Origin of the sequence: Flavobacterium cyclinae, assembly GCF_021172145.1 — a bacterium.
Classification (GTDB): Bacteria; Bacteroidota; Bacteroidia; order Flavobacteriales; family Flavobacteriaceae; genus Flavobacterium; species Flavobacterium cyclinae.
The window spans coordinates 2,032,348-2,049,965 of sequence record NZ_CP089095.1 but is presented as its reverse complement, the minus strand read 5'-3'; the positions used below and the strand labels follow the sequence as shown (position 1 = coordinate 2,049,965).

Genomic DNA, 17,618 nt, shown 5'->3' with positions numbered 1-17,618 from the left:
TGTGTAATACTTGTTTGTAAAATTTTGTTTATAACACAAGAAACATCTCAAAAAAATAAAATATTTATACAGTTTAAAATTATTAATCCGTGTTAATCTGTGTAATCCGTGGCTCTAAAATTTCGTTTTATTAAATATTTTGACTTTTCATTGTTGAATAGAATATTGTTTACAATTTAATTACAAAATTGATACATCGACTAATTGGCACATTGACTAATTAATATTATCTTTGCACGTTTTTATTAATTATTACAACTTGTCTTCCTGAGCTTGTCTAAGGAAACAACAACACAACAACACAACAACATTACAATGAACCAAACTAAGTACATTTTTGTTACCGGAGGTGTAACTTCTTCTTTAGGAAAAGGTATTATCGCAGCTTCGTTAGCCAAATTATTGCAAGCAAGAGGATACCGAACCACCATTCAAAAGTTCGACCCTTACATCAACGTGGATCCAGGAACATTAAATCCTTATGAACACGGAGAATGTTATGTAACTGATGATGGTGCGGAAACAGATTTGGATTTAGGTCATTACGAGCGATTTTTAAACGTTCCTACTTCTCAAGCGAATAATGTAACTACTGGAAGAGTATATCTTTCGGTTATAGAAAAAGAGCGTAGAGGAGAATTTTTAGGAAAAACGGTTCAAGTGGTGCCTCATATTACAAACGAAATCAAGGAACGCATGCAGTTGCTTGGAAAATCGGGTGATTATGATATTGTGATTACAGAGATTGGTGGAACAGTTGGGGATATTGAATCATTACCTTATATCGAGTCAGTTCGTCAATTGATTTGGGAATTAGGTGAAAATAACGGAATCGTTGTTCATTTAACCTTAGTGCCCTATTTGGCTGCTGCCGGAGAATTGAAAACGAAACCAACACAACATTCGGTTAAAACTTTAATGGAAAGCGGAATCAAAGCCGATATTTTAGTGTGTCGTACCGAACACGAATTGTCTTCAGATTTACGTCAGAAATTAGCGTTATTCTGTAATGTGAAAAAAGAAGCGGTAATTCAATCTATTGATGCTTCTACTATTTATGAAGTTCCTAATTTAATGTTAGAAGAAGGATTGGATAAAGTAGCATTAAAAAAATTAGATTTACCAGAAAAAAATACGCCAGATTTAAACAACTGGAACGAGTTCTTATTTAGATTGAAAAATCCAAAACACGAAGTTAACATCGGATTGGTTGGAAAATACGTAGAATTACAAGATTCGTACAAATCGATTTTAGAAGCGTTTATTCATGCAGGAGCAGCAAATGAGACAAAAGTAAATGTCATTTCGATACATTCGGAGTATTTAGATGCCAATTCGGCAGAAAGTCAGTTGAAAGATTTAGATGGTATACTTGTTGCACCAGGTTTTGGCGGTCGTGGAATTGAAGGTAAAATCGACACGGTTCGTTATGCAAGAGAAAATAATATTCCGTTTTTCGGAATCTGTTTAGGAATGCAAATGGCAGTAATTGAATATTCACGTAACGTTTTAGGTTATGCTGATGCCAATTCAACCGAAATGAACGAAAACACCGCTCATCCAGTAATTAACTTAATGGAAGAGCAAAAAAATATTGAAAATAAAGGAGGAACTATGCGTTTGGGTGCATGGAAATGTAGCATAAAAGAAAACACGTTGGCACAAAAAATCTATGGTAAAACTGAGATTATGGAGCGTCACCGTCACCGTTATGAATTCAATGGTGCGTATTTAAACGAATTAGAACAAGCAGGATTGGTAGCTTCGGGAGTAAATCCAGATACGAAGTTGGTAGAAATCGTAGAAATTCCTACACATCCGTTCTTTATCGGCGTTCAATACCATCCTGAATATAAAAGTACTGTCGCTAATCCACACCCACTTTTTGTGAATTTTGTAGCAGCTGCAGTACAACATAAAAATAAATAAACCGTTCACTAATCCCATAGTTTTGGGAATAAAAGTTGAACACTGAACACTAATAGTAGATGGAAGAAAAAAAATTAGACCTTAATTCGATTATTGGATTTGTATTAATTTCTGGAATTTTAATTTGGATGCTTTGGTCAAATGCTCCAACACCAGAGGAATTAAAGGAAAAAGAGAAAAAAGAGCAAGTTGAAAAGCAAGCAAAAGAAGTTAAAACCGTAACTTCAACTGTTGCTTCAACTCCTGAAGCAGATTCTTTAAAAACTGCTCAAGCCCAAGCCCAATTAGGTTCGTTTGGCTATTCTGCAACACTTCCATCAGCAACTGATGCTGTAACTGAAATTAAAAACGAAGTTTTATCGCTTAAAATTTCAAATAAAGGAGGATATATAGTGGATGCAACGGTTTTAGGATTTGATCAATTTGAGAAAAATTCAAAAAAGGCGGTTCAAATTATTAAAGATAATAATGCTTCTTTAGACATCGCTTTAAATACAACCGATAACAGAACGTTGCATACAAAAGACATGTATTTTGAACCTAAGTTAACAATTGAAGGTAAAAATCAAGTTTTAACGTTACAATTAAAAGCGGGTCCGGATCAGTTTTTAGAATATCGATATGTATTGAAACCTAACGAATATATGTTAGATTTTGCAATCCGTTCTCAAGGGTTAGAAAAAGTGGTAAATACTGCAAAACCATTAGATTTAGAATGGCAATTAAAAACCTACAGAAACGAAAAAAGTGTTATGTATGAAAACCGCTACACAGATATTCACTTTGAGTATGAAGGCGGAAAAGATAATTCTTTAAGTGTTGGTACCGAAGATGAAGATACTGTTAATGATGTTTCTTATATTGCGTTTCATCAACATTTGTTCGCGTCTATTTTATTAACAGATACGAACTTTAAAACGGCTAAATTCAAATCTGAAAACTTAGTTAAAGATGAGAAAACAGATACAATTTATACTAAAAAATTTTTAGCTCAGGTTCCTTTAGAATTTAAAAATGGTGCTTTAAATTATAATATGAATTGGTATTATGGCCCTACAAAATATGAAGTTTTAAATAGTTATGATCGTAACTTAGATGAAATATTACCTTTAGGATGGGGAATTTTTGGATGGTTGAATCGTTATATATTTATTCCTGTTTTCGGACTAATTTCTTCAATTGGATTTGGTTATGGTATTTCAATTATTTTGCTAACAATCTTGGTTAAATTAATTTTATCACCTGTAACATATAAATCATTTTTATCTCAAGCAAAAATGAAGGTTTTACGTCCTGAAATTGCCGAATTGAATGAAAAATTCAAAGATAATCCGATGAAGAAACAGCAAGAAACAATGAAATTGTATTCTAAAGCTGGAGTAAATCCAATGGCGGGTTGTTTACCTGCTTTATTACAAATGCCTGTTTTATATGCCTTAATCTATTTTTTTCCATCTGTATTTGATTTAAGACAAAAATCATTTTTATGGGCAGATGACTTGTCTTCATATGACAATATTATTCAGTTACCATTTTATATTCCGTTTTATGGAAATCACGTGAGTTTATTCCCAATTTTGGCTTCTATTGCTATTTTCTTCTATATGAAAATGACAACGGGTGACCAAGCGATGAGTACACCTCCACAAGAAGGTATGCCAGATATGGGTAAAATCATGAAAATTATGATTTATATCTCGCCAATTATGATGTTGTTTTTCTTTAATAACTTTGCATCTGGTATGAGTTTGTATTACTTTATTTCCAACTTAATTACTATCGGAATTATGTTAGTAATTAAGAAATATATTGTAGACGAGAAAAAAATTCACGCTCAAATTCAGGAGAATAAAACAAAAGAGAAAAAGGAAAGTAAATTCCAAAGAAAAATGCGCGAAATGATGGAGCAAGCAGAAGCTCAAAAAGCTGCGCAACAAAAGAAAAAATAATGTATACTCTTAAAAACCCTGTCTGCAAAAGGCAGGGTTTCTTTTTTAAAATAGTAATGAAAATAGCAATTATCGGATTTGGTAATATGGGGCAAACCTATGCCAATAGTTTTATGAGTTCAGGCTTTGTTGGAGCTTCAGATATTTTAATTTTAAATAAAATTGCCGTAGCAGAAAAAGATTCTTACGGAATTGAATTGGTTAACTTTTATACCCAACCAAATCCTAAGATCTTCGAATCAGATATTTTAATTTTAGCGGTAAAGCCACAAGATTTCAAGCAATTAGCATTTGAGATTAAAGCGTTCTTACATCCAGATCATGTTGTTTTATCAGTTATGGCTGGAATTTCTATTGAAGCGATGCAAAAGGAATTAGGAGTTACAAAAATTGTTCGTTCTATGCCAAACATTCCCACCCAAATAGGACAAGGAATGACTGTTTTTTGTGCTTCTAGTGCTGTGGATAGAAAAGAACTTTTCATTGTACAGAATTTAATTAACACTACCGGAAAATCGATTTATATTGAAAAAGAAGAAATGCTAAACGCAGCCACAGCCGTTTCTGGTAGTGGTCCTGCTTATGTTTTTTATTTCATGCAAGCTATTATTGAATCAGCTATTAAATTAGGTTTTACTGCTTCAGAAGCTGAGTTTTTGGTGAGCCAAACATTTTCAGGATCAGTTCAATTACAAAATAGAAGTAAGTTATCAAATGAAGCATGGATTCAAAGAGTGGCTTCTAAAGGAGGAACTACAGAAGCAGCTTTGTCTGTTTTTAATCAAAATAAACTTCAACAAATTGTTATAGATGCTATAGAAGCCGCAAATTTAAGAGCAATTGAATTAGGGACATAAAAAAAACGCTTTCCTAAAGAAAGCGTTTTTATTCATAGCAATTTTATTTATAGAAACGAATTAATTTAAGTTTGGAAGTAATACTTTGTTAATGGCATGAATTACACCATTTGAAGCTTGTACATCAGTAGCTATGATATTTGTACTTCTACTTTGTTCATCTGTTATAACTGTTCCAGTGATTGAAAATGTTCCTGATTCAAAAGTTGTTATTGGCCCTGAAGGAATTGCGTTAGATAAAACATTAGCACCTGGTACTACATGATAAGTTAATACAGCTGTTTTTTGTGTTGAGGTTAATCCACTATATAAATTTAATGTAGCAGTATCAAATGCACTATTCAAAGGAGCAAAAACAGTAAATGGAGAACTAGTAGTCCCATTTAAGGTTTCTACTAATTGTTGCTGAGTTAATAAAGTAGCTAATGTACTGAAATTAGGGTTAGCCGTTGCATGTGTTACAATTGTAGGCAAGCCAATAACAGCATCAACAACATGAATTACACCATTATTTGCAATTAAATTTGCTGTAATTACGTTAGAAACACCATTTAGTCTTACGCCAGATTCTGTATTGATAAACATACTTAAGTTATTAGAAGGAGAAGCACTTCCAATTGCTAATGTCTTTACATAACCAGTTGAAAGATTATTTGATGTATTCGTTCCTAAAACAACGTGATTTAGTAAAATTTGTGTTAAAGTCGATACTGGCACATCATCTAAAGAATTAAAACCATTTTCATCTAAAAAATTCATAAATGCACCATTAGTAGGTGCAAATACTGTATATGAACCAGCTTGATCAAGTGTCTCTGCCAAATTTGTTCGATTTAAAGCTTCAACAAGTATTGTTAAGTTTAAGTTTTCAGATGCAATTCCTGTAATTGAATTGTTTTTAGGTAAAGTATCATCATCTGAGCATGAAAACATTATTATTGAACTTAGTGATAATAATGTTAATTTGATTAATTTTGCAATGTTTTTCATAGATATTTATTTTTTTTGTTTAACCAAAATTAAAAAAGATTAAACAATAAAAAAAATGGTCTTAGTACTTATTAAAGAAATTTAACTCATATTTATTTTTTGTTTAATCAATAAATGGATTGATTTTTGAAACAGTAGAATAAATTAAGTTAATTGAAAGGATATCAATTAAACAATATAAAAAAATATGAAAAAAATAGTTATGTTGATTTTATTTTTTGGTGCTTTTTTAGCAAATGCACAAGATAAAATTAATCAAGTAGATGATAAAGGAAATCGTCATGGTTTGTGGAGAGGAACGCATAAAGAATCCAATCGAATTCGATATGAAGGTACTTTTAATCACGGAAAAGAAACCGGTATATTTAAATATTTTGATGATACTAAAGCAGGAACAGTAATTGCAACTCGCGATTTTACTAAAGGAGATGGTTCTTGTTATGCTATTTTTTATAACCAAAAAGGAAATAAAGTAAGTGAAGGGAAATTAGTAAATAAACTTCCTGAAGGAGAATGGAAATATTATCATTTTGAATCCACTCAATTAATGTCTTTAGAGTTTTATAAAAACGGTAAATTGGATGGAATTCGAAAGGTTTTTTATAAAGACGGAACGGTTGCCGAAGAAACTAATTATAAATTAGGTGTAAAAGAAGGTGCTTCAAAAACGTACTCAGAAAAAGGTGAATTAATTGATTCTCACATTTATAAAAATAATGTTTATGATGGACCAGCGTATTATTATGATGGTTTAGGTAATAAAAGGTATGAGGGTAATTATGTGAACGGAAAACGAGTTGGAATTTGGAAATTTTATGAAAATAATAAGGTTATCAAACAAGTAAAAGCAGCAAAGTTTAGTCAAGAATTGATAAAATACGAACAAAGAAATACTGAAGAAGTTTCAAAAACACTTGAAGATTTAAAAAAAGAAAAAGGAGGACAGGAATAAATGAAAAGAGTAGTAGTAGGACTTTCGGGTGGTGTAGACTCGAGTGTTGCCGCTTATTTATTAAAAGAACAAGGATATGAAGTTATTGGATTATTCATGAAGAATTGGCATGATGATTCGGTAACAATTTCTAATGAATGTCCGTGGTTAGAAGATAGCAATGATGCTTTATTAGTAGCCGAAAAACTGGGAATTCCATTTCAAACAGTTGATTTATCGGAACAATACAAAGAGAAAATCGTTGATTATATGTTTAACGAATACGAAAAAGGTAGAACTCCAAATCCTGACGTATTGTGTAACCGTGAAATCAAATTCGATGTTTTTATGAAAATAGCCATGTCACTAGGTGCAGACTATGTGGCTACAGGACACTATTGTAGAAAAGGAACTATTGAAAAAGAGGGAAAAGAAATTTACCAATTGTTAGCAGGTAAAGATGGAAATAAAGACCAATCGTATTTTTTGTGTCAATTATCGCAAGACCAACTTTCGAAAGCTTTATTCCCAATAGGTGAATTGACAAAACCTGAAGTTCGTGAAATTGCAGCAAGATTAGATTTAATTACAGCTGAAAAGAAAGACTCGCAAGGACTTTGTTTCATCGGAAAAGTGCGTTTACCCGAATTTTTGCAACAAAAATTACAACCTAAAGAAGGAATTATTGTAGAAATTCCTGCAGAAGCAGCTATATATAATCAAGAAAAACCTCAATTTAATTCGGAAGAAGAAGCTTTTGCTTACGAATCAAGACGAATTAACTATTTGAAAGTTCCGGGTAAAGTTGTTGGAAAACACCAAGGTGCTCATTATTTTACTAAAGGACAACGTAAAGGGCTGAATGTGGGAGGAACAAAAGAGCCATTATTCATCATTGAAACCGATGTTGAAAAAAATATTGTTTACACAGGTCAAGGAAATCAACACCCAGGTTTATTTAAAAAAGCCTTGTTTATTGCAAACGATGAAATTCATTGGATAAGAGAAGATTTGGCTTTACAAGAAGGTGATAAAATGGAAGTGATGGCAAGAATTCGTTATCGTCAACCTCTACAAAATGCAACTTTACATCAATTTAAAGAGGGAATGTATGTAGTTTTCGAAAATCCACAATCTGCTATAACAGAAGGGCAATTTGTAGCTTGGCATCAAGGTGAAGAGATTTTGGGAAGTGGTGTAATTGCTTAATAATGGATTTGTTAGATACAATTATCAATAGTATTGATACCAATATTATGCTGTGTTTAATTCCATTGATTTTATCATTATGGATTACCAACACAATTTTCAAAGAAAAATACAATTCTAAAAAAGTATTGAATATTGTTAGTTGGACAGTAATTTGCTACAGTTTTATTATTTTGATTCGTTTTATAATTGAAATTATTATCAACGCTGATAATGTTGCAATTTATAATAGAGCTACAGGTCCATATTGGTGGTCTTATTGGTTAATGCTTTTTTGTGCAACTATTTTTCCTTTTACATTACTTTCAAAGAAATTAAGGGTTAAATTTTGGTATGTATTAATTGTTGCGTTTTCTATTAAGATTGGATTTTATTTTGAAATGTATGTTATTATTGTATCTAATTTTCATAGAGAACATGCTCCGTCTGGTTGGTCCAATAGCAATTTTATGTATTTATACGAAATTGGAAAATTTTTTATTCAAGGCATTTTTATAGCAATATTATCATTGGTTATTTATAATTCAGTTATTAATTTAAAAAATAAATAATCAATTAAATTATCAGAAATACAATTTTATGAATTTCATCTACATTATTTTAGGTTTAACATTATTAGTTTTAGGAGGAAATTGGCTTTTAAAATCTTCTGTTGGATTATCCTTAAAATTTAATATCTCAAAAATTATTGTGGGATTAACAGTAGTTTCGTTTGCTACTTCTGCACCCGAAATGATTGTAAGTATTAAAGCTGCTTTAGATGGTTTTCCTGATATTGCTGTGGGTAACGTTGTGGGTTCAAACATAGGGAATGTTGGTTTGGTGCTTGGAGTTGTTTTATTAATTAATGCCATTCAGGTCGAAACTAATTTTTACACAACCGATTGGCCAATGAAGATGATTGCTTCAGTATTGTTGTTTTTCTTTTTAATGTTAGATGGAAAATTAAGTCGTACAGAAGGAATAATTTTTGTTCTACTATTAATTGCTTTTGTGATTCATTTGATCAAAAAAAATAAAACCATAGAAATCGAAATTAACGAAGATAAAGACCCCGAAATGTCGTACGCTATGATTTTCGGATTATTAGCAATAGGAGGTTTCGCACTTTGGTTAGGTTCTGAATTATTAGTAGATGGTGCTGTACAACTAGCAGAAGGATTAGGAGTTAGCAAAAGAGTAATTGCTGTTACAGTTGTATCAATTGGAACTAGTATCCCTGAATTAGCTTCATCAATAATTGCGGCAGTAAAGAAAGAAAACGATATTTCTATCGGAAACATAATTGGATCTAACATTTTCAATATTTTAAGTGTTTTAGGATTTACAGCTATTATTAAACCAATAGAAAATGTAGACAGTAAAATTATGTCTTTCGATATTTATTGGTTGTTGGCTTTTGCTTTTATTTTATTACCAATGGTTGTTTTACCAAAACGAAATAGTTTGTCATTCAAAGAAGGAATTCTTCTAGTAGCCTCATACATAGTATTTATATATTTTACGATTCAGTAAAAAATATATTTTATATATTTGGTATCCAAACATTTGCTGCAAATGAATAAAAAGTTACTTTTCGTTTTTATATTTTTATTTTCATATGGGATTCAAGCTCAGGAAGATGCTTGGGTATATTTTAATGATAAACCTGATGCTGATTTTTATTTGAGCAATCCGTTGCAAATGCTATCACAAAGAGCGTTAGACAGAAGAACGAGTCAAGGGATTAGTTTAAACGAATCTGATGTGCCTATTTCTCAAAACTATATTGACCAAGTAGTAGCTTCTAGTGAAATTAATGTTTTAGCTAAGTCTAAATGGTTAAATGCTTTGCATGTTAGAGGTCTTCAAACAGATATAGAAGCAATTCGAAACTTTTCATTTGTTAATAGAATAGAATTTGCCGATCGAAATTTGAATTCAAGAACTGTACCTACAAATCGTGTAAATGAAATCCAAAATGTAAATAAAGAATTGGAAGTATTAGTGGATTTCAATTATGGAAATTCCGCTAATCAAATTCAAATGTTAAACGGACATTTTTTGCACCAACAAGATTTTACAGGTCAGGGTAAAATAATTGCGGTAATGGATAATGGCTTTACGGGTGTTAATACCGCAAGTTCTTTTCAACGTTTACGAGATAATAATTTAATTTTAGGAGGCTACAATTTCCCTGATAGAAATACTTCCATTTATTCAAGAGGTTCGCACGGTACAAATGTATTGTCTTGTATGGGAGGATTTGTAGATAATCAATTGGTAGGAACGGCACCTGATGCACACTATTATTTGTTTATTACAGAAGATATTAATTCTGAAAATCCTGTTGAAGAATCGTATTGGGTAGAAGCAGCCGAAGTTGCAGACAGCTTGGGTGTCGATGTTATCAATACATCTTTAGGTTATTTTGCTTATGATAATCCAAATTACAGCTATACATATGCTGATATGAATGGAACAAAAGCTTTTATTTCAAGAGGGGCTGATATCGCTTTTTCAAAAGGTATGATTTGTGTAACTAGTGCAGGAAATTCTGGAGCTACTTCTGAACCTCATATTGGAGCGCCGGCTGATGCAATTTATACTTTAACAATTGGAGCAGTTGATGCTTCAGAAAATTATGTTTCTTTTAGTTCTATCGGACCTTCTTTTGACGGAAGGGTTAAACCCGATGTTTGTGCGAAAGGTTTAAGTGCTACAGTTAGTAATACGTCTGGAATTATTGTAACCTCAAACGGAACTTCGTTTTCTAGTCCTATTATGGCTGGAATGGTGACTTCTTTTTGGTCGGCTGTACCTAACCTAACCAATGCAGAAGTTGTTCAATTTGTAAAACAATCCGCTGATTTATATGCCACTCCTACTGTTTTTAAAGGTTATGGTGTTCCCGATTTTCAATTGGCTTTAAACAATGCTCTTTCCTTAAATTCAAATGAAATGGCTTCTGTTGTTTTGTATCCAAATCCTGTTAATGATAAACTTCAGGTTAACTTACCAAACAATACATCTTCGGCTAAACTATTCTTATACAACAATTTGGGACAACAAGTAAATTCTTATGTTGTTGATGCAACAAATGCTACAATTTATTTAGAAAGTTTGGCATCTGGTTTGTACTTTTACCAAATAGAATTTGCTAATAATTCAGCAAAAGGAAAATTATTGAAATTATAATGAATAAAATTACCCAACTCTTCAATATAAAATATCCAATTATTCAAGGTGGAATGATTTGGAATAGTGGTTATAAATTAGCGAGTGCTGTTAGTAATGCAGGTGGATTAGGTTTAATAGGTGCGGGATCTATGTATCCAGAAGTGCTTAGAGAGCACATCCAAAAATGCAAAAAAGCAACCGATAAACCTTTTGGAGTAAACGTTCCAATGCTATATCCAAATATTGAAGAAATTATGCAAATTCTAAAAGAAGAAGGCGTGAAGATTGTTTTCACTTCTGCAGGAAATCCAAAAACTTGGACTCCTTTTCTTAAAGAAAATGGAATAACGGTTGTTCATGTGGTAAGTAGTTCTAAATTCGCGTTAAAAGCACAAGAAGCTGGAGTAGATGCTGTAGTTGCAGAAGGTTTTGAAGCTGGCGGACACAACGGTAGAGAAGAAACCACTACTTTAACCTTAATTCCAATGGTTCGCGAACAAATTTCTATTCCGTTAATTGCAGCAGGAGGAATTGCAACGGGTAGAGGAATGTTAGCTGCTATGACATTAGGTGCTGATGGTGTTCAAATGGGAAGTCGTTTTGCAGCTTCAACGGAAAGTTCGGCGCATGATGAATTCAAACGAACTATTGTAGAAACAGGTGAAGGTGATACGCAATTAACGTTAAAAGAATTGGCACCCGTTCGATTAATCAAAAATAAATTTTACAACGATGTTCAGGAATTATATGCCAAATGTCCGTCAAAAGAAGATTTAGAGAATTTACTAGGAAAAAGAAGAGCAAAAAGAGGTATGTTTGAAGGTGATTTAGTGGAAGGCGAATTAGAAATTGGTCAAATTGCCGGATTAATTCATGATATTTTACCTGTTGAAACTATTGTTGATAATATCATAACCGAATTTAACTTGGCTAAAAAAGAGGTTACTACCTTTGAATTTTAATATTTATATGATGAAGCATTTAAAATCCCTACTATTATTTTTGTTTTTTGTATCTACTGTAAGTTATGCGCAAAAGTTTAACTTTAAGACTTCTGGATATATGGTAAGCCAGAAAGATAATAAAGGAAACTGGAGCGATTGGTCAAAACTACAAAAATCAGAAATGACAGTATTGTTAGATATGGAAAGTCATCGAATTGTGGTGTATTCTGAAATTCTTCAACTTTTTTCCATAATGAAATATGGAAATCAAGAAACAATAGGTGATGACGATGTAGTAAAATTTGATTGTGTTGACAATAATGGAGTGGAATGTATCTTAACCATTTATACTCGAAAAAAACAAGGCGGACGCAATCAATTATATATCACCTATCAAGATATGATTATTGCCTATAATATGACCGTACTTGAAGATAATTCTTCAAAGAAAAAATAATATTTTTAAAATATCTTGAAATGACTTTTTATTTGATTAAATAAAGAGTCATTTTTTTATTAATTAACATTCCTTTTACATCAAAAATGTATTTTTGTATAAATAAATTTTAAAATGAAAAAAGCAATTGCCTTTATAATTGTCTTAGTTAGTTTAACCTCTAAAGCTCAAGATAAACCAAAATTAGTTGTAGGAATCGTAGTAGACCAAATGAAAATGGAATATTTATACCGTTTTTCAAATGACTTTTCAGACAATGGTTTTAAACGCTTAATGAATGAAGGATTTACCTTTCATAATACACATTACAATTACATGCCAACATATACGGCACCTGGCCATGCTTCTGTTTATACAGGAACAACGCCTGCGGTTCATGGAATTGTTGGAAATGAATGGTTCAATAAAGCTACTGGTAAAGAAACGTATTGTACCGATGATGAATCAGTGAGTACCATAGGTGATAATTCAGATAAAGAAGGTAAAATGTCGCCAAGAAATTTACAAAGTTCTACCATGACCGATGAGTTAAAATTAGCAACTAATTTCAAAGGAAAGGTAATTGGAATCAGTATTAAAGATAGAGGTGCTATTTTACCAGCCGGACATTTTGCGGATTGGGCTTTTTGGTATAGTAAAACGGGTGCTTTTATTTCGAGTACATACTATGGTGAAAAATTACCAGATTGGGCAACCCAATTCAATTCGGAAAAACATTATTTAAAATATTTAAGCAAGAATTGGGAATTACTGAAGCCCAAAGAAACATATAATGAAAGTTTAAACGACAACAATCCTTACGAAGGAAAATTGTATAAAAAAGCGCCATTCATGCCCTACAATTTGCAAGATATGTATGATGCCAATGATGCAGGAGTTTTGCGTTCTACACCTTTCGGAAATAATTTATTGGCTGATTTTGCTAAAAAAGCCATCGAAAGCGAAAATTTAGGAAAAGATAACATCACCGATTTCTTAGCAATTAGTTTCTCTTCAACTGATTATGTTGGGCATCTTTTAGGACCAAGATCAATTGAGCTACAAGATACCTATTTACGATTAGATGAAACTATTGCCGATTTCTTAGCGTATCTAGATAAAACCGTTGGAAAAGGAAATTACTTAGTTTTCTTAACGGCTGACCATGCAGGAGCAGAAAATGTAACCTATTTAAAGGATAACCGATATAAAGTTGATAACATTAATTACAAGAACATTCAAAAAGAATTAAAAGAATTCTCAGAAAAAACGTATGGAGAAGATTTACTTTTGAATTATTCTAATTTCAATGTGTTTTTTGATAAAGATAAAGTGAAATCAAAAGGCTTGAATTTACAAGAAGTTAAACAAACTTTTAAGGATTATTTACAAAAGCAAGATTACATAAAAAGAGCTTACACAGAAGAAGAAGTTGCAAATGCAAATGCAACGGATTACTATTTGAATTTTGTTGCAAAAGGTTACGATCCAACGCAGAATGGTGAGTTAGTTGTCATTTTTAAACCTGGTTATGTAGAATATTCGGCAACAGGCACAACTCATGGTTCGCCTTATTCTTATGATACACACGTTCCATTATTATTTTATGGATGGAATATTAAAAAAGGACAATCTCACGATAGAAAAGAAATTACACAAATTGCACCAACCATTACGCAAATGCTAAAAATAACCATGCCTAATAGTTCTGATGGTAAGGTTTTGTTGGAAGTTTTAGGTAAGTAAATTTGTTTATGAATATTTTTATTAGACTTCTATTTTTATCTTTTTTATTTATTGGATGTGAAAATTCAAATAATGACATTTTAGATTCTGATTTAGAGAAAGAGTTTAGAACAGCTATTGCCAATACAAAAGCAGAAGAATTTAAATATTTAGACGATGGTTTAGTTCCTCAAGAGAATTTTTTTATAGATTCAAAACTTAAATATTTGAAATTTAGATATAATCCAGAAGCCGGTTTTTCTGAGAGAAGAGTTTATTTTGACTTAAATACTGATTCGATAGAAAGAATAGTTTTGAGGAAAGTTCAAGCAGATTGGGATAGTTTTAAAGATGGAGATTATCATAAATTTCATGATTCTATTTTTATTGTGTATCCTAAAATGAATAAAACAGAAGTTTATTTTAAAAATGAAAAGATAAAATCAATCAATTCAAAAGCTGTTTTATTAAAAGAAGAAAAATTCATCTACAGATTAAAGAAATATACTGAAATTCAGAATAATAATAAAGGATCAAACTAAAATTTGATGCTTTTTCATTCGTGCTAATTTGTGAAATTCGAGTTTAAATTAACTCAATATTGTCATTCCGAACACGTTTCGGAATCTTACGTTAGAAGCTGAAACAAGTTCAGCTTGACAAATGTCGATATAGTTTATAAAGTATTAAGCAAAATCAAAAATCCCGAATTAAATTAATTATCCGGGATTTTTTCTTAACCAAAAACTAAATTTCAATCATTACTTGATTTTTCAAAATATCGTCAAACGTTTCGCGCTCTCTGATTAAGTGCCCTTTTCCGTCTTTCCATAATACTTCGGCTGGTTTTAATCGTGAGTTATAGTTAGATGCCATTGAAAAGCAATAAGCGCCTGCGTTTCTAAAACATAAAATATCCCCTTCGTGAATTTCTGTAATTCTTCGATTGCTAGCAAAAGTATCGGTTTCACAAATGTATCCCACTACTGAATAATAACGCTCTTTTCCATTAGGATTAGAAATATTTTCAATATGATGTTGCGATCCATACAACATCGGACGAATCAAATGATTAAATCCCGAATCAATTCCTGCAAAAACAGTTGAGGTAGTTTGTTTTACTACATTCACTTTTGCCAAGAAATAACCTGCTTCGCTTACCAAAAATTTTCCTGGCTCAAAAGCCAAAGTCAAAGGTCTTCCATATTCTTTTTCGAATGCTAAAAAACGTTTCGTTAATTTTTTTCCAAACTCTTCCACATTGGTTTCAATATCATCTTTTTTATAAGGTACTTTAAAACCACTTCCAAAATCAATAAAATCTAATTCTTTGAAATTTTTAGCCGTTTCAAACAAAATTTCGGCTGCATATAAAAACACTTCTACATCTAAAATATCCGAACCTGTATGCATGTGGATTCCGTTGATATGCATTTTCGTGTTTTCAATAATTCGTAAAATATGAGGCAATTGATGAATCGAAATCCCAAATTTACTATCAATATGTCCCACCGAAATATTCGCATTTCCACCCGCCATCACATGTGGATTGATTCGAATACAAACTGGTACATTTGGATGTTTTGTACCAAATTGCTCTAATATCGATAAATTATCAATGTTGATTTGTACCCCTAAAGCCGCTACTTCTTCAATTTCTTCCATCGAAACCCCGTTAGGAGTGTAAATAATGTCTTTAGGATTTACACCTGCATGTAATCCCAGTTGTACCTCTTGTAAAGAAACCGTGTCTAGTCCTGAACCTAAACTTTTTAAGTATTTCAAAACAGATACATTTGATAAAGCTTTAACCGCATAATGCACTTTAAAGCGTTCTATTTTACTAAAAGCATTTACTAAACGATTGTATTGAAAGGCAATTTTTTCTGCATCATAAACATATAGCGGACTCCCAAATTCTGTTGCTAATTGTTCTAAAACTTCTGGTTTCATAATTGATTTAATTTCCTGCAAAAGTAGCCTAATTTTAATTCAAAGCAATTTTTAAAACAATTATTAACAAAATATAACAAAATGTTTAAAATATAACATTTGTTGTTTTTTGAATTTTAATTTGGTTTTGATTATGTATATTAATTTCCCAAATTAAAACAAAAAAAGTTAGTCCATTAAAAATTACTTTGTTATTTTTGTGGCACTTTTTTAATAAGATAAACGCATAACAATTATGAACATACACGAATATCAGGGTAAAGAAATCCTAGCTAGTTATGGAGTACGTGTTCAACGTGGTATTGTTGCTAACAATCCAGTTGAGGCGGTAGCTGCAGCAAAACAATTAACTGCAGAAACAGGTACAAGTTGGTACGTTGTAAAAGCACAAATCCATGCTGGTGGTAGAGGAAAAGGTGGGGGAGTTAAGTTAGCTAAAAACTTAGAACAAGTTACGGAGCTTTCTGAACAAATTATAGGAATGCAATTAGTTACACCACAAACTCCACCAGAAGGAAAAACAGTACACAAAGTATTAATTGCTGAAGATGTATATTATCCTGGTGAAAGTGAAACATCTGAATTTTATGTTTCAGTTTTATTAAACAGAGCTACTGGACGTAACATGATTATGTATTCTACTGAAGGTGGAATGGATATCGAAGAAGTGGCTGAACATACTCCACATTTAATTTTTACAGAAGAAATTGATCCAGCTTACGGATTACAAGGTTTCCAAGCTAGAAAAATTGCTTTCAATTTAGGTTTATCTGGTGAGGCTTTCAAAGAAATGGTGAAATTTATCGATGCTTTATACAAAGCGTATATCGGTTCAGATTCTTCAATGTTTGAAATCAACCCGGTTTTAAAAACATCTGATAACAAAATCTTAGCAGTTGATGCTAAAGTAAATATTGACGATAACGCTTTATTCAGACAAGCAAAATATGCTGAAATGAGAGACGTTAGAGAAGAAAATCCAATTGAAGTTGAAGCTAAAGAAGTAGGATTAAACTACGTAGATTTAGATGGAACTGTAGGTTGTATGGTAAACGGAGCTGGTTTAGCAATGGCTACAATGGATTTAATTAAATATGCAGGTTTTGAGCCAGCTAACTTCTTAGACGTAGGTGGAACTGCTGATGCGAAACGTGTTGAAACCGCTTTCCGTATCATCTTAAAAGATCCAAACGTAAAAGCTATTTTAATTAACATTTTTGGTGGAATCGTTCGTTGTGACCGTGTTGCTCAAGGTGTTGTAGATGCATACAAAAACATGGGGGATGCTATTAAAGTGCCAATCATCGTTCGTTTACAAGGAACTAACGCAGAAATTGCTAAAGAATTAATTGATAATTCAGGTATGCCAATTTTATCTGCAGTTCAATTCCAAGAAGCTGCTGACCAAGTTAAAGCTGCTTTATCTTAATCGAATTTTATATTCAATTATAAAGAAACTCTCAGATTTTTCTGAGAGTTTTTTGTTTTTTTACATCTTGATAATTTTTTAAAATTCCAAGGATTTCATACATTAGC

At 31.8% G+C, this 17,618-nt stretch carries 15 protein-coding genes; 13 read left to right on the top strand and 2 right to left on the bottom strand.

Annotation, left to right across the window (positions count from 1 at the left end):
• Nucleotides 1-315 precede the first annotated feature (315 nt).
• Genes pyrG through proC form a run of 3 tightly spaced genes read left to right on the top strand, consistent with a single transcriptional unit; the run spans nt 316 to nt 4,735 of the window.
• Nucleotides 316-1,929: a CTP synthase gene (gene pyrG / locus LOS86_RS09560; protein WP_231841882.1), complete on the top strand. Its 1,614-nt coding sequence runs from the start codon at nt 316-318 to the stop codon at nt 1,927-1,929.
• A gap of 59 nt (nt 1,930-1,988) precedes the next feature.
• The gene (gene yidC, locus LOS86_RS09555; protein WP_231841881.1) at nt 1,989-3,878 is read left to right on the top strand and encodes a membrane protein insertase YidC; all 1,890 of its coding nucleotides are present in this window, start codon (nt 1,989-1,991) and stop codon (nt 3,876-3,878) included.
• A gap of 56 nt (nt 3,879-3,934) precedes the next feature.
• Nucleotides 3,935-4,735 (top strand): pyrroline-5-carboxylate reductase, encoded by an 801-nt coding sequence (gene proC / locus LOS86_RS09550; protein WP_231841880.1) that lies wholly within the window; start codon nt 3,935-3,937, stop codon nt 4,733-4,735.
• Nucleotides 4,736-4,795: 60 nt separating this feature from the next.
• On the opposite strand, the gene LOS86_RS09545 is transcribed toward proC, so the two are convergent.
• A complete protein-coding gene (locus LOS86_RS09545; protein ID WP_231841879.1) occupies nt 4,796-5,725 on the bottom strand; it encodes a fasciclin domain-containing protein in 930 nt (309 codons plus the stop codon).
• A gap of 187 nt (nt 5,726-5,912) precedes the next feature.
• On the opposite strand from LOS86_RS09545, the gene LOS86_RS09540 reads away from it, so the two are divergent.
• The 9 genes from LOS86_RS09540 to LOS86_RS09500 all read left to right on the top strand — a co-directional run bounded on the left by LOS86_RS09540 (nt 5,913) and on the right by LOS86_RS09500 (nt 14,671).
• The gene (locus LOS86_RS09540; RefSeq protein WP_231841878.1) at nt 5,913-6,677 is read left to right on the top strand and encodes a toxin-antitoxin system YwqK family antitoxin; all 765 of its coding nucleotides are present in this window, start codon (nt 5,913-5,915) and stop codon (nt 6,675-6,677) included.
• Nucleotides 6,678-7,865: a tRNA 2-thiouridine(34) synthase MnmA gene (gene mnmA / locus LOS86_RS09535; protein ID WP_231841877.1), complete on the top strand. Its 1,188-nt coding sequence runs from the start codon at nt 6,678-6,680 to the stop codon at nt 7,863-7,865.
• Nucleotides 7,866-7,867: 2 nt separating this feature from the next.
• Nucleotides 7,868-8,416, top strand: coding sequence for a hypothetical protein (locus LOS86_RS09530; RefSeq protein WP_231841876.1), 549 nt, complete (start codon nt 7,868-7,870; stop codon nt 8,414-8,416).
• Nucleotides 8,417-8,444: 28 nt separating this feature from the next.
• On the top strand, nt 8,445-9,380 hold the full coding sequence (locus LOS86_RS09525; RefSeq protein WP_231841875.1) for a calcium/sodium antiporter: 936 nt from the start codon (nt 8,445-8,447) through the stop codon (nt 9,378-9,380).
• A 42-nt stretch (nt 9,381-9,422) separates the two neighbouring features.
• Nucleotides 9,423-11,042, top strand: coding sequence for a S8 family serine peptidase (locus LOS86_RS09520; RefSeq protein WP_231841874.1), 1,620 nt, complete (start codon nt 9,423-9,425; stop codon nt 11,040-11,042).
• A complete protein-coding gene (locus tag LOS86_RS09515; RefSeq protein ID WP_231841873.1) occupies nt 11,042-11,986 on the top strand; it encodes an NAD(P)H-dependent flavin oxidoreductase in 945 nt (314 codons plus the stop codon). Before LOS86_RS09520 ends, LOS86_RS09515 begins: the two co-directional genes overlap by 1 nt.
• Before the next feature lie 10 nt (nt 11,987-11,996).
• Nucleotides 11,997-12,425 carry a hypothetical protein gene (locus tag LOS86_RS09510; protein WP_231841872.1) on the top strand — a complete coding sequence of 143 codons (429 nt, stop codon included), beginning with the start codon at nt 11,997-11,999 and terminating at the stop codon, nt 12,423-12,425.
• Nucleotides 12,426-12,539: 114 nt separating this feature from the next.
• Nucleotides 12,540-14,150 carry an alkaline phosphatase PafA gene (pafA, locus tag LOS86_RS09505; protein ID WP_231841871.1) on the top strand — a complete coding sequence of 537 codons (1,611 nt, stop codon included), beginning with the start codon at nt 12,540-12,542 and terminating at the stop codon, nt 14,148-14,150.
• 8 nt (nt 14,151-14,158) lie between these two features.
• Nucleotides 14,159-14,671 carry a hypothetical protein gene (locus LOS86_RS09500; RefSeq protein ID WP_231841870.1) on the top strand — a complete coding sequence of 171 codons (513 nt, stop codon included), beginning with the start codon at nt 14,159-14,161 and terminating at the stop codon, nt 14,669-14,671.
• Nucleotides 14,672-14,876: 205 nt separating this feature from the next.
• On the opposite strand, the gene lysA is transcribed toward LOS86_RS09500, so the two are convergent.
• Nucleotides 14,877-16,082, bottom strand: coding sequence for a diaminopimelate decarboxylase (gene lysA, locus LOS86_RS09495; protein ID WP_231841869.1), 1,206 nt, complete (start codon nt 16,080-16,082; stop codon nt 14,877-14,879).
• Between the two features lie 235 nt (nt 16,083-16,317).
• Between lysA and sucC the strand changes: the two genes are divergently transcribed.
• Entirely contained in the window at nt 16,318-17,511 is a 1,194-nt protein-coding gene (gene sucC, locus LOS86_RS09490) for an ADP-forming succinate--CoA ligase subunit beta (protein WP_231841868.1), read from the top strand.
• Nucleotides 17,512-17,618: the final 107 nt, after the last annotated feature.

What these genes read in the sequence shown, in the direction of transcription:
- LOS86_RS09500 (WP_231841870.1), top strand. Translation starts at nt 14,159, where the DNA reads ATGAATATTTTTATTAGACTTCTATTTTTATCTTTTTTATTTATTGGA.
- LOS86_RS09520 (WP_231841874.1), top strand. Translation starts at nt 9,423, where the DNA reads ATGAATAAAAAGTTACTTTTCGTTTTTATATTTTTATTTTCATATGGG.
- LOS86_RS09515 (WP_231841873.1), top strand. Translation starts at nt 11,042, where the DNA reads ATGAATAAAATTACCCAACTCTTCAATATAAAATATCCAATTATTCAA.
- pyrG (WP_231841882.1), top strand. Translation starts at nt 316, where the DNA reads ATGAACCAAACTAAGTACATTTTTGTTACCGGAGGTGTAACTTCTTCT.
- LOS86_RS09525 (WP_231841875.1), top strand. Translation starts at nt 8,445, where the DNA reads ATGAATTTCATCTACATTATTTTAGGTTTAACATTATTAGTTTTAGGA.
- sucC (WP_231841868.1), top strand. Translation starts at nt 16,318, where the DNA reads ATGAACATACACGAATATCAGGGTAAAGAAATCCTAGCTAGTTATGGA.
- LOS86_RS09540 (WP_231841878.1), top strand. Translation starts at nt 5,913, where the DNA reads ATGAAAAAAATAGTTATGTTGATTTTATTTTTTGGTGCTTTTTTAGCA.
- lysA (WP_231841869.1), bottom strand. Translation starts at nt 16,082, where the DNA reads ATGAAACCAGAAGTTTTAGAACAATTAGCAACAGAATTTGGGAGTCCG.
- yidC (WP_231841881.1), top strand. Translation starts at nt 1,989, where the DNA reads ATGGAAGAAAAAAAATTAGACCTTAATTCGATTATTGGATTTGTATTA.
- LOS86_RS09510 (WP_231841872.1), top strand. Translation starts at nt 11,997, where the DNA reads ATGAAGCATTTAAAATCCCTACTATTATTTTTGTTTTTTGTATCTACT.
- pafA (WP_231841871.1), top strand. Translation starts at nt 12,540, where the DNA reads ATGAAAAAAGCAATTGCCTTTATAATTGTCTTAGTTAGTTTAACCTCT.
- mnmA (WP_231841877.1), top strand. Translation starts at nt 6,678, where the DNA reads ATGAAAAGAGTAGTAGTAGGACTTTCGGGTGGTGTAGACTCGAGTGTT.
- proC (WP_231841880.1), top strand. Translation starts at nt 3,935, where the DNA reads ATGAAAATAGCAATTATCGGATTTGGTAATATGGGGCAAACCTATGCC.
- LOS86_RS09545 (WP_231841879.1), bottom strand. Translation starts at nt 5,725, where the DNA reads ATGAAAAACATTGCAAAATTAATCAAATTAACATTATTATCACTAAGT.
- LOS86_RS09530 (WP_231841876.1), top strand. Translation starts at nt 7,868, where the DNA reads ATGGATTTGTTAGATACAATTATCAATAGTATTGATACCAATATTATG.